The organism is Flavobacterium soyangense, assembly GCF_015277675.1.
In the GTDB taxonomy this organism is placed as follows: Bacteria; Bacteroidota; Bacteroidia; order Flavobacteriales; family Flavobacteriaceae; genus Flavobacterium; species Flavobacterium soyangense.
Genome location: NZ_JADHEC010000008.1, coordinates 101,719 through 113,660, shown reverse-complemented (window position 1 = coordinate 113,660; position 11,942 = coordinate 101,719). Strand labels below are relative to the sequence as shown.

Annotated in this window: 13 protein-coding genes and 2 pseudogenes; 5 read left to right on the top strand and 10 right to left on the bottom strand. The window is 31.0% G+C overall.

Annotated features, from left to right (window positions below; genetic code table 11):
- A pseudogene (locus tag IR213_RS05660) lies at window positions 1–101 on the top strand (IS982 family transposase); the annotation flags it as partial.
- A gap of 169 nt (window positions 102–270) precedes the next feature.
- Here the strand turns inward: IR213_RS05660 and IR213_RS05655 are convergent.
- From IR213_RS05655 to IR213_RS05620, 9 genes and pseudogenes are all read right to left on the bottom strand, one after another.
- Window positions 271–906 (bottom strand): class I SAM-dependent methyltransferase, encoded by a 636-nt coding sequence (locus IR213_RS05655; protein ID WP_317173120.1) that lies wholly within the window; start codon window positions 904–906, stop codon window positions 271–273.
- Between the two features lie 11 nt (window positions 907–917).
- On the bottom strand, window positions 918–1,826 hold the full coding sequence (locus tag IR213_RS05650; RefSeq protein ID WP_194311339.1) for an NAD(P)/FAD-dependent oxidoreductase: 909 nt from the start codon (window positions 1,824–1,826) through the stop codon (window positions 918–920).
- 116 nt (window positions 1,827–1,942) lie between these two features.
- Window positions 1,943–2,449, bottom strand: coding sequence for a DUF2938 family protein (locus IR213_RS05645; RefSeq protein ID WP_194311338.1), 507 nt, complete (start codon window positions 2,447–2,449; stop codon window positions 1,943–1,945).
- Between the two features lie 7 nt (window positions 2,450–2,456).
- Window positions 2,457–2,681: a hypothetical protein gene (locus IR213_RS05640; protein ID WP_194311337.1), complete on the bottom strand. Its 225-nt coding sequence runs from the start codon at window positions 2,679–2,681 to the stop codon at window positions 2,457–2,459.
- A gap of 96 nt (window positions 2,682–2,777) precedes the next feature.
- The gene (locus IR213_RS05635) at window positions 2,778–3,641 is read right to left on the bottom strand and encodes an AraC family transcriptional regulator (protein ID WP_194311336.1); all 864 of its coding nucleotides are present in this window, start codon (window positions 3,639–3,641) and stop codon (window positions 2,778–2,780) included.
- 213 nt (window positions 3,642–3,854) lie between these two features.
- Window positions 3,855–4,091: pseudogene (locus tag IR213_RS16255) on the bottom strand (integrase core domain-containing protein); the annotation flags it as partial.
- A 128-nt stretch (window positions 4,092–4,219) separates the two neighbouring features.
- Window positions 4,220–4,690, bottom strand: a complete 471-nt coding sequence (locus tag IR213_RS05630; RefSeq protein ID WP_194311335.1) for a YHS domain-containing (seleno)protein — start codon at window positions 4,688–4,690, stop codon at window positions 4,220–4,222.
- A 724-nt stretch (window positions 4,691–5,414) separates the two neighbouring features.
- Window positions 5,415–7,007, bottom strand: coding sequence for a 4Fe-4S binding protein (locus IR213_RS05625; RefSeq protein ID WP_194311334.1), 1,593 nt, complete (start codon window positions 7,005–7,007; stop codon window positions 5,415–5,417).
- Window positions 7,008–7,009: 2 nt separating this feature from the next.
- Entirely contained in the window at window positions 7,010–8,305 is a 1,296-nt protein-coding gene (locus tag IR213_RS05620) for an NAD(P)/FAD-dependent oxidoreductase (protein WP_194311333.1), read from the bottom strand.
- A 902-nt stretch (window positions 8,306–9,207) separates the two neighbouring features.
- Here IR213_RS05620 and IR213_RS05615 point away from each other — a divergent pair.
- The 3 genes from IR213_RS05615 (at window position 9,208) to IR213_RS05605 (ending at window position 11,261) form a co-directional block, all read left to right on the top strand.
- The gene (locus IR213_RS05615) at window positions 9,208–9,981 is read left to right on the top strand and encodes an alpha/beta fold hydrolase (RefSeq protein ID WP_194311332.1); all 774 of its coding nucleotides are present in this window, start codon (window positions 9,208–9,210) and stop codon (window positions 9,979–9,981) included.
- A gap of 18 nt (window positions 9,982–9,999) precedes the next feature.
- Window positions 10,000–10,179 (top strand): hypothetical protein, encoded by a 180-nt coding sequence (locus IR213_RS05610; RefSeq protein WP_194311331.1) that lies wholly within the window; start codon window positions 10,000–10,002, stop codon window positions 10,177–10,179.
- A gap of 245 nt (window positions 10,180–10,424) precedes the next feature.
- Window positions 10,425–11,261: a helix-turn-helix domain-containing protein gene (locus IR213_RS05605; protein WP_194311330.1), complete on the top strand. Its 837-nt coding sequence runs from the start codon at window positions 10,425–10,427 to the stop codon at window positions 11,259–11,261.
- Window positions 11,262–11,335: 74 nt separating this feature from the next.
- Here IR213_RS05605 and IR213_RS05600 read toward each other — a convergent pair whose 3' ends face one another.
- Window positions 11,336–11,671, bottom strand: coding sequence for a transposase (locus tag IR213_RS05600; RefSeq protein ID WP_394354903.1), 336 nt, complete (start codon window positions 11,669–11,671; stop codon window positions 11,336–11,338).
- 97 nt (window positions 11,672–11,768) lie between these two features.
- Here IR213_RS05600 and IR213_RS05595 point away from each other — a divergent pair, with 97 nt between their 5' ends.
- Complete coding sequence (locus tag IR213_RS05595) at window positions 11,769–11,912, top strand: hypothetical protein (RefSeq protein ID WP_194311328.1); 144 nt, start codon at window positions 11,769–11,771, stop codon at window positions 11,910–11,912.
- Window positions 11,913–11,942: the final 30 nt, after the last annotated feature.

Here is an 11,942-nt window from a genome sequence, read left to right as displayed (position 1 = left end):
CAAGAATTTTAGCTAAAATAACAGCTTTAACTTTGGTTCAATTCATCAATAGATTTATTTTTGAAAGACCAATAAACAATATTAAAACACAAATAGTTTAATTACACCCAACGGGTTCTTAATAGTATAATTTATCTTATTTGAGCCAGAATATAATACAGAGAATAGGAGTTATTTTGAAATTGTATTGAATCCGACATATGCCATAAAAAAAGCCCGGAAATTTATTAAATTCTGGACTTCCTTCAACGAATATGATATGTAATTGGTTTATTTTTTCCTTCCGACAAACCGAATTACAGAACCTTTACCAATATGATATTTGCCTTCTTCTAAAAGAATTTCTTTTTCCTCTAGTAGTAATATTTCATAATTTTCAAAGTCAGCAGCTATTTCAGCAGTAGAAAACAACATATTAATATCTTTTGGGCCTCCCACTTTAGGGTCAAACTCGTTATAAGTTAAGTGTGCTTTACTGAAAGCTTCGAAAATAATTAAACCACCTGGTTTCAAATAGTCATTTAATTTTTTATGCAATATTGATTTTTTTTCGGCAGCAAAATGGGCATAGATTAATCCAATTGCATCAAATGATTCCTTATTAAACTGAAGCTCTTCAAGATCACCAACAATATAATCTATAGTCACCTTATTTTCTTTTGCCAATTCTAGTGCCTTTAGTTTACCTTCTTCACTTAGATCAAATGAAGTTACTTCCCAACCTAATTGTGCAGCAAAAACGCCATTACGTGCTTCGCCATCGGCAGGCATTAAGAGATAACCAGGCTCAAATTTTTGAAGCCATTCTTTGAAAAATAGATTGGGTTCTTTGCCGTAAACAAAGTCATTGTCCATATATCGCTCATTCCACATATTTTTATATTCTTTATCCCAAGATTTATTCACGATTGTCTTTGTTAAAATTGTTCTAAAATCATTTTTTTGCTTGCAGTCATTCCGGCCGTCGTTCCCATTGCTACGGAATTTGCAACTGTACGAATACGTGTTGTACTATCCCCGCAGGCAAATATGCCTTCAACAGTAGTTTCTTGAAAAGGATTCACCTTGATATAGCCTTCTTCATTTAATTCGCAACCCAAAGCTTCCGGAATGGAGCAGTGTTGTGCAAACGAGTTACGAGAGTACATAGCTTTCACTTCGGCTTTTGAACCGTCTTTGAAAATAATATTTTGCAGATATCCATTACTATGTTCCAGTCTTTCAATTTCGTTTTCTACAATATTTATTTGATGTTTTTCCAGTTTTTCTGATTGTACATTAGTCAGTGTTGATTTTCCGTTGGTATACAACGTTAAATCATTTGTCCAATTGGAAATCAGCTTTGCTAATTCATTGCCATGCTCACCATTGCCGAATATACCTGTTTTTTCATCTCGAACTTCATATCCATGACAATAAGGACAATGCAACATTGAAATACCCCAACAATCCGAAAACCCTTCAATGTCGGGCATTTCATCTTTAATCCCTGTTGCAAAAATCAACTTATTTGCTTCGAATGTTTCTCCTGAGGTTACCTGAATTTCGAATCCATTATCTGTTTTTTTTCCATTGGTTGCCAAACCGTTAAAAAAGGTAACAGTATCATAATCCTCAACTTGTTGTTTTGCAAGTGTTGCAATTGCTGCCGGAGTTTTACCATCTTGGGTAAGGAAATTATGCGAATGAGGTGTTTGTGCATTACATGGCTTTCCGCTATCAATAATTAAAACTTCTTTTAAAGCTCTGCCTAATGCCATTCCTGCGGCTAGTCCTGAATAACTTCCACCTACTATTATTACATCAAATTTTTTATTGTCTTTCATACTATTGTTTTTTGAAATTTTTGTTAAAGGAAATGGTAATGAAAGCGCCACTACTGCAAGTCCACTTTGCTTAATGAATTTTCGTCTCGGTACTATTTTTGAAGCTTCGAACACGACTAATTTTTTATGTTTTCAAGTGATGTATTGCTTATGATATTGATTGCTTTTGTCGATAAATACAACCCAAATCCATATACCAAATGAATAAATAACGACTTTATCATAAGTTGACCTTGTTCAGGTCTATTGGAAAAAGCTATTCCAAAACCAAGTGCTGGTTGCAAAATGAAAATCGGAAAGACCAAAGTGATGAATGCAATAAACAAAGCGGGTACCAATGTTGGTTTAGTAAGCCATTTTTTTCCAAACATTGCCAACAACAAAAAGGCAAATATGATTCCAATACTATAGTGGGCGATTCGCCCAATAATTAGTTCGTTTGCAATACTAGGTGTTTCAATAATGGTTTTATGAAAAAAAATCCCTTTAGGCAGGTATGCCAACCATCTACCCACAAAAAGGATTCCACGAGGATTGCTTCCAAAAAGACTTACTGTAAATGTAAAGATATCTATTGCAAAAGTAGCACCAATACCGATTAGAATGGTTTTTACAATCTTCATTTTTAGATTATTTTTTGTCAATTGCAGTTGAAAATTGACGCATAATAAAATCTATAAAAGGGACACCAACAAACACTACCCAAGGAACTAATATAAGGGTAAGAAATAAGGTTTTTATATACAAAGGCAAAACCAATGTTGATTTACTTAATAGATAAAGACATAATGTGATAGAAGGATAAATTGCAACCCATATCTTTAAGGCCGTCATTAATTTCATTTTTGTTTTCATACCGATTACTTTTTTTGAATAGTTAAATTATTTATTCAGCAAAGATATTGGCAGTTTTGCGTTGAAGGATAGGACAAAAATGAAGTTGAATAGGACTTATTTAAAGTTGTTTCGGAATGCCTCGGGAGAAAATTCTGTATGTTTTTTAAAAAAGCGTATAAAATAGGAAATATCATCGTAGCCAAGGTAATCCGCTATCTGGTTTACCTGATTGGAGGTTGCCAGAAGTTGTCTTTTTGATTCTAAAACAATATGCTCATTAATCAGTTCAGAAGGCGTTTTATTAAGAGATGTTTTAGTAATGGCATTTAATTGATAGGTTGATATATTCAACATATCGGCATATTGTGATACTTGTTTGTTATTCGTAATATTTGCCTCCAAAAGGTCTAAAAATTTTTCCAGTTGTTGCTGTGAGTAAGGGTTATTCTCTTTAGATGCAATTTTCATGTTTTGTCGATGCCTTACTAATTCAATAAAGAAGATACTTAGATTTGATTTAATGACCTCTTGATAGCCTTCCTGTTTTTCGCCATACTCTTTTAAGATATAGGACAAAATAGTCTCTAGCTTATTAAATCCATCACCATCAAGATTGCAAAAATTGATGTGGCTTACTTTGCGTAAAAGTTCTTGTGCCAACTTATTTTGAGAATTAAAAAAATCAGTCTTAAATTGAAGTAAATATCCTGTGCTTCCCACTTTTAAAGTAAGTTGATGTACCTGTCCCGGACGCATCAGGAATATAGTATTGTTTCGAACTTCAAATTGTTTAAAGTCTATCTCATGAAAACCGCTCCCTTTTTTTAAAACCAGTATGTAATAAAAATCATGTCTGTGCAGCTCCTGAACCATATCTTTTTCCTCCAGCAACTCATGAATATCCCTGATGCTAAAGCTTCCGGACAAGTTCGGTTCTTTTGGGATTTGTTGAATATGTCTTATTGGAATGTTTTCCATTTTCAGTTACTTTTTTACTTAATTTCTTTAAATTGAAGTAGTATTTATAGGTTCTAATTACAATAAACTATATGACTAGAAAATCTCTTAAAGTTTTACAAAGTAAACCAAATCCTTTTTAATTACCAAAGAACTCGTTTTTTTACTTTTTGATTATTGCCAAAATGAAGCTAAAGAAGAGTTTGGATATGCAAATAAAACCCGCAGTATTAGTTAAGCAACATTTTTAAACTTATTTTTCTGTTTCCAGAATTCTTCAATTGTTTTATAATCTAGAGCGGAATGCCTTCTTTTTCTATTATACCAAATTTCTATAGATTTAAATATATCTCGTTTCGTCTATTCTTTTGATATAAGTTTATTTCCTTAAATTTGTTCTGTTTTCAAAGTCTTAAAAAAGCTCTCAGCTACTGCATTATCCCAACAATTTCCTTTTCTACTCATACTTCTTGTAATCATTGTATAAGAAATCTGTAAGGGGGGGGTATAACCCCGGTTATTTTTTAATTTTTTAGAAATAAAAAAACCAATAAAGAAAATAGATTCTTTATTGGTTTTAAATTAATAATCATATTTAATTATGATTTTTTCAATTTGTTCCAAGCTGCATCAATGTTATTTAATTGTTTTTTCTCATCCTTATTCCACTCATTTAATGTGTTAAAAGGAGTTCCGTTGAAATCACCGTTAAAAAACAAATACAATTTACCGTCGACTATTTTAAAAGTTTCAGGGTTAACAGGAAATTTTGATTGTTTTTCCGAAACACCCCAAGCACAATATCCGTCACAAACCGGAAGGTATTTTTTTGGGTTAGCTTTAAAAGCTTTCTGATTTTTTGCTGATGCAAAATAGTATTTTGCGCCATTTTGCTCAACCGTAAATTTTTGACTTCCTTTAGTCGCTTTATTTACAGTAAAGTATGACACTACATCATAACCACCATTAGCGATGCCTTCTTGGTTAACCGGAGCCGTGTTTTGTGCTGACGCAAAATTTGAAAACAGTGCTAATACAGCAACTACAACTAAATTTTTTAAGTTTTTCATTTTTTTTATTTTTTAAATGTTTTATTTGTCATTATTGACTCTGCAAAGTTGCGATAGAAAAGTTTAGAGGGAATAGGCATCTTTTCCCTTTAATTTGACTTTTTTTCCCTTTGTAAATATTTTTAAATTATTTTCCACTTTTCTGATTCTCTTTTTAATATTCATGCTGTAATTCCCTACTATTATACTGTGACTAATCTTCATTTTTTTGAAAAGGATTAGGAGATTATTTTTTTATTCATTTACAAATGGTAAAATATTTCTTTAAGGATATGCAAAAAAAAAATGATATTAATTTCGACTGCCACCAAAAAGTTAGAAACTATTTTGGGGTATTTTTATGGAAAGAAAAGTTAATTTTAATTATGCATTTTAGCTTGAATGAGTAATAAAATTAGTATTAAAGAAACATTATTCAATAAATTGCCATAAGTTTATAAATTCCTAGGGGATATCAGAATAATCCCCATCCGGAAAAAAAATAATATCAGGCTTTTTTTGGGGGATGTAATATATTCCATTCTTCTCAGGCAGGCATATCCATACCCTTTTTTTTGCTTTCTGAAAGAACAGTTACATCCGATTTTAGGAATCTCACGAATGATATTAGTAATGGCTTTCTTCATTGAATGTCAGGATAATTACCTCGATTTTACTTATTTTATTATGTGGACTTTAACTGCTATTAAATTTAGGAATTCCTATATTTCAAGTTCGTCTAGTCTTATTTTCTGTTTATTAAATCGAGAAGATTTACATCATTCCCCAATAATATGTCATTAGAATTTATTCTACCTTCCTCGGAACCATTTTCCAATTTAAGAACCCCTCTAGGACATACTGCCGAGCAAATACCGCAGCCCACGCAGGATGAGCGTACAATGTTTTCGCCTTTTTGCGCATAGCTTCTCACATCGATTCCCATTTCGCAATAGGTGGAACAATTGCCACACGAGATGCATTGGCCTCCATTCGTTGTTATTCTGAATTTTGAAAATAATCGTTGTTGTAATCCCAGAATAGCCGCCATTGGACAACCAAAACGGCACCAAACCCTATTTCCCAAAAGCGGATAAAATCCTACTCCAATTACACCGCTAAAAGCCGAGCCAATGGCAAAACCATACCATTCCCTTAATTTATTGCTGTCAATAAACAGAATGTTGTTGTTTCCGGAAAAATAATTCATCAATATAGAAATTACTATAATTGCCACCAATGAAACCATCGTATATCTTGCATCAGTGTCTAAATCGTTTCGTTTGAACGCAAATAGAAAAGAGGTAAAAATGATTAAAAAAACAACAATTCCAATAGTGAATTGGTCTTTTGTAATAATGCTCATTCCAGGATTATTTGATAAAAAAGTAAAAATTACCGCAATAGTCATAACAAATGAAAACACCAAAACCGAATGAATTAACCAGCGTTCTATTTTCCAGGTTGACTGTTTTTTGCTTGACAATTGCCTAAAACTATCGCCAGCGGTTTCTGCTAAACCTCCACATCCACAAACCCAAGAACAGTACCATCGTTTGCCGTAACGATAGGTCAGTATTGGTGAAATAATAAATATCATAGCCAATCCAAACATGAGCATAAATAGTCCTAGGTTGCCACCATTAAGCAAGTTTGTTAAATGCCAGTCGCTAAAAAAATAATAATTTAAGGGCCACATATTTTTTAAATCTTTAGCAAAATAGGCTTTCTCAGGATTTAGTTTTTCTAGAATTTCTGGAATTAGAAAGGCAAATCCCAATTGAAAAAACATCACAGACGTGGTTCTGACCAGTTGATATTTGTTATGGCGGTATTTTAAAATAAATTTATAGCCCAATCCTAATATTGCGATTGTATATAATGAACCATAAACAAACCACTGTGTTGCAGCTTTGCCATTTAACAGTAAACTTAAAGGGTCAAAAAATGCCACAATTCCTGTATTGGCCTGTCCATTTTCGCCAAGGCCTAAATACTTTGGAAACCAATAAATAGTCACATAAAAAGAAGTTAACAAAATGCCGGTAATCCACCCCAACATTCCTTTTGAGGATAAACTTTTAAACCAAACTCCATTGTTTTGTATCCCTTCAGGCTTTGATAAATAGGTTTTGTTGGCATAGATAATAATTCCGGTAAATATTGCCGTAATTGAGACCACCAGCCAAAGCGTCTTATTTGGGAATGTGACATTAAAAAAAGCCAATGCCAAAATGAAAAGTCCAAGAAATCCAATTCCGAAACCCAATTTTTGATAATTACTTATTTCGTTTGGATTGTGTGAAGCGATGGAAAGATTTTTGTCTGAATTTTGCATATTTATACTTTTATAATGTTGGTAAATTGATTTTGAAATGATTTATTGATTTCTTTTTCAAATGTTGAAAAGAATTCAGGGTCGAAATTTGCTTCCTTCAAATGTTGCATCACATAATCGACCGTTTGATTTTCAGAGAGTACTTTATCAAAAAATTCGTGGCGCATTCTTATTCCGAAAGTATTAATGCCATGAAATAATCTTGTGTTAGTGTCAAATGCGATTCGGACTGCTTTTTTTCCTGAGGAATGTTCCCAATAAAACTGATCCTCATTTTCTAATGGATTGGCAAAAACCCATCCGTAGGTTTGGTATTCGATGTCAAAAAATTTGGCCGAATTGAACCAATGTCCGGGATTATATTGCATTGATTTACCACAGATGGTTTGTGCCAGGGCCTCGCCCATCATCCTGCCGGTGTACCATACGGCCTCTATTGGTCTGCGTAGACCTATGCCTTCGTGTTGTTCTGCACAATCCCCAATAGCATAAATGTCTTTAATATTCGTTTCTAAAAAGCGATTTACTTTTACCCCTCGACCCAATTCAATTGATGAAGTTTTTAGAAAATCTATATTTGGAGAAACTCCAACGGTTAATCCAACGATGGAACATTCTATAATTTTGCCCTTGTCTGTTATTATGGCTCTAGCAAATCCATTTTCATCTGATATTATTTCATCTAAATTGGTGTCCAAACGTAAATCGACATGATGTTCCAGGATATGACGGTTTATTAATTCACTTTCACCCGGAGGCAAAACACCATTCCAAAAACTTTTTTCCCTTACCAAAAAAGTTACAGGAATATTTCTAGAGAGAAGCATTTCCACTAATTCGATGCCTATCAATCCGCCGCCCACTACTACGGCTCGTTTACAATTTGGAGCAAGTGTTTCAAGTTGTTCAATATCTTGTTTGTGATATAAGCTTACCACACCATTTAAATCTTGGCCTTTCCAACCAAATTTGTTCGATTTTGAGCCGGAGGCTATTACTAACTTATCGAAAGGCAATCGTGTTTTATCAGAGAAGACTACTTCTTTATTAGTAGTATCTACTTCATTAACAGTTTTTTGAATTAAATCAATGTTGTTTTTCTTCCAAAATTCATTCTCGTAAGGTTGAGTATGTTCGAACTTCATATGGCCCATAAATACATACATTAAAGCCGTCCGAGAAAAGAAGTACTCACTTTCAGAAGAAATGACGGTGATTTTTTTCCAAGATAATTTGCGAATATTTCTCGCGAGAGTTACTCCTGAAATTCCATTTCCAATGATAACTATGTGATCCATAAGATGTTGTGTTAGAGTTTAATAAATTAAATAACTAAAAAATATATATTTCTGCTGACCAACTTAAATTATCAAAAATATTTAATAGTCTGGTAAACAGTTTTTTGTCTTTTTTTATTTTTATGCTGGTTACATTACGATTAAATATAAACCAATTATTGTTATGCAAATTTGTATGTAATTAGGTTATAAATTCCCCCTCATTTTTACCTAAATAGTTATCAATTTTTCCCAAAAAGAAATATTTTTTAAAATTAGTAACAAAGCATCGGTTGGCTAATCTTACTTATTTAAATTTTATTTCTAGATTGTTTTTTATGGAAATTTAATTAGAGTTTAAGATATAAAAAACAAATATTTTCATGTTATTTATTCTGGATGTAGTTGGAGAATATACCACAATATCAATTTTTTCTAACTGTGAATTTAGTCAGGTCTTTTGAATGTTTTATTTAAGTATGGTATTTATTTACTTTTTTTAAAACATAGATTGATTAACGTATTGTATTAATTTGTTGTTGCCATTGAATTTTTATTTAAATTTTGTTGTCTTTTCTAAAACTGTTTTGGTAAACACCTTGTTTGTTTTAAAAAAAAATGTGAAAAAGATGGTATCTTTTTAAATTCTAAATTAAAGGTCATCTCTTTTATGGTGTCATCAGGTAAAATTAACAGTGTTTTAGCTTCTAAAATGATTTTATCTTGAGTAATTTCTAATGTTGTTTTTTTCTAAATGATTAGCAAACATAGGTGTAGAATTAATTATGCGAAAGTGGTTGCGGAATAAATGATAAATATTCGGGAAAATGTGTCTATTATAATTTCTTTTTCCTAATTCATCTTTGTAAAGTCGTTAGAGACAATTTTTTATAAAAACAGTTGGACAATAAAAATTATTAATTATGGCACATTTAAAAGTTTTAAGGGGATATGAGGGGACGCCTAAAGTTAGGGGATTTTTTAATTCAATTCAAGGTAAATTTAAGGATGGGAAACTTAAGTCAACTTTTTTTAAGTTTAAAAATCCTATTGATTATCAAATTAAAAATGTTGAAGGTGTAGATATTTTCTATAAAGAAGCTGGACAAAAAACGAAGCCATCTTTAGTTTTGTTGCACGGTTTTTCAACTTCGTCCTATTTTTATAATGATTTGATAAATAGATTGTCAAATGAATATCATATAATTGCACCTGACTATCCGGGCTTTGGAGATAGTGAAAAGCCATCCTTTACTGATTTTGAATATACTTTAGAAAACTACGCCAAAATTTTTAGTAATCTTTTAAGTGATCTTAATATAAGAAATTACAGTTTGTATTTAATGGATTCGGGCATTCCTTTAGGATTATATATGGAAAATCTATATCCAGAAAAAATTAAATCGTTAATAATACAAAGTGATTGTTCTCATAAAGATGTTTCAGAAGCCTGTAGGAATCTTTTATACTCATTCTGGAAAAACAAGGTAATTCAAAATAAAGTTAAAGTACTTGATAATTCGTTATGTGTTGATGGTTCGAATTTGCAATGTTATTATGAAGGTTTTAAATCAAATAGTAGTACTACGGACAATTTTGGGCTTGATTTAAGGCATTTATGGCTTTATAATATTGGTGATATTAATTTGGCTTTATTTTATGATTACCAAAATTTTTTAAAAATGAGTCATTATTAAACTGATGTTTTATCGTATATGGATGCCCCTCACAGAATTGATTATGTAGGTGGTAATTATTTTGAAATAAAAGAAGGCAATGTAATTGCCTATAAAAAGCCTGATTATAAAAGAAAAAAATTTGATAATTTTGCTTATGACCCTTTATATGATCGAATTTCTAAACAATTGGTTGAGATTGTTGTGGAAGTGGAGTGATTTTTCATCAGTAATGCAATCTTAAATCTTAAGAATTTTTTTAATTTTTTTATTTTTTTTTTTAAATAGTTATTTTTTTTTGTTTGCAAAAAATCAATTAATTTTGGGTTAAATGATTGATTATTAATTTTTTAGTATTGCAAATATAATTATTTTAAATTAGTTAAGCCCCTCAGTAAGAACTATAAAAATTAGGTGTTTTAGGAATAATTATTATATTTAAAAATTAATTAAAATTAATTTTTATGATATACTCTAAGGAAACAGGCGAGTTTTTAAGGGTAATTGAACTCACCGAAGAAAATCAAGATTTACTTTTTAATAATATTGAAGGTTGTTTAACAGTCTTATGGAATACAGGAGATGAAATGACAATTAAAGTTGACGGTGTGTTGCATCATCTGGTAAAAAATGAATTTATTTTTTTAACGCAGGTACATAAAATTGATTCTTTATCTATTGTTAGTGCTAGATTAATCAGATTCAACAGGTCGTTTTTTTGTGTTGTGGGTTATGATGATGCTGTAAGTTGTAAGGGAATTTTGTTTTTTGGATCTTCTACGATTCCTAAATTTATTGTCGTTGATGAGAATTTCGAGAAATTCGATATGCTTTGGAAAATGCTTCGCTTGGATATGGCTACTAATGATAATCTACAAATTGATATGTTGCAAACGATGTTAATAAGGATTCTAGTTGAATGTACCAGATGTTTTAAAAAATTTACAAATTTTGAAAAAATCGAAAAATATCAGTCGGATGTAGTTAGGGAATTCTATTATTTAGTAGAGTCTCATTTTATCGAACATCATGATGTTGCATTTTATGCTTCAAAACTTAATAAATCGCCTAAAACTCTTTCAAATCTATTTTCAATAATTTCAAACAAAACACCTCTTCAAGTTATTCATGAAAGGTTAATTCTTCATGCTAAAAGGCAAATACAATATTCAGAAAGATCTGTCAAAGAAATTGCTTATGATTTAGGGTTTGATGAAATTCAAACTTTTAGTCGATTTTTTAAAAATAAAGAAGGAGTTTCTCCCTCTGAATATAGAGGATTAATAAAATTTATGACATAGAAGGAAGTATTGTTTATTAATCGATAATAAGGTGTCTTAATAGACTGCACCCAAAAGTTTGGACAAATTTATAATTAATTTTGATAATAATGAGCTCGATATTGTATCGGGCTCATTTTGTTTAAATTAGACTTATTTCTGTCATTGTTATAATATTTTATATATTCATCTATTTCATTTTTTAATTGGTCTATTGATGTGTATTTTTTCAGATAAAACAATTCTGATTTTAATATACCGAAGAAATTTTCAATAATTGCATTATCAAGACAGTTACCTTTTCTAGACATACTTTGTATGATACCTTTTTCTTTGAGCTGATTTTGATATCTTTTCATTTGATATTGCCAACCTTGATCCAAATGTAATATTATATTACTAAAGTTGCAAAATATTTTATAAAGTTGCAAAACATGTTACAATAACAACAAAATTTGAGGGATGCTTTGTTAGTTCACTTTATTCGAGTGTAAAACTTCTTCAACTGGGTACACAAAAGTTAATGGGATGCTTGGACTGATCTATAAAAAAGCCAATAATCTTGGTTATAAAACCGCCAAAAGAAGATTTGTTTTGGAACTAAGAGAGCTTATTACAGGCATTATGATTGTGTTTTCGGGTGGAGATCCCTTAAATGTATTTAAAACATAAGTGGCCGGAATTTCTTCCGACCACAACTAG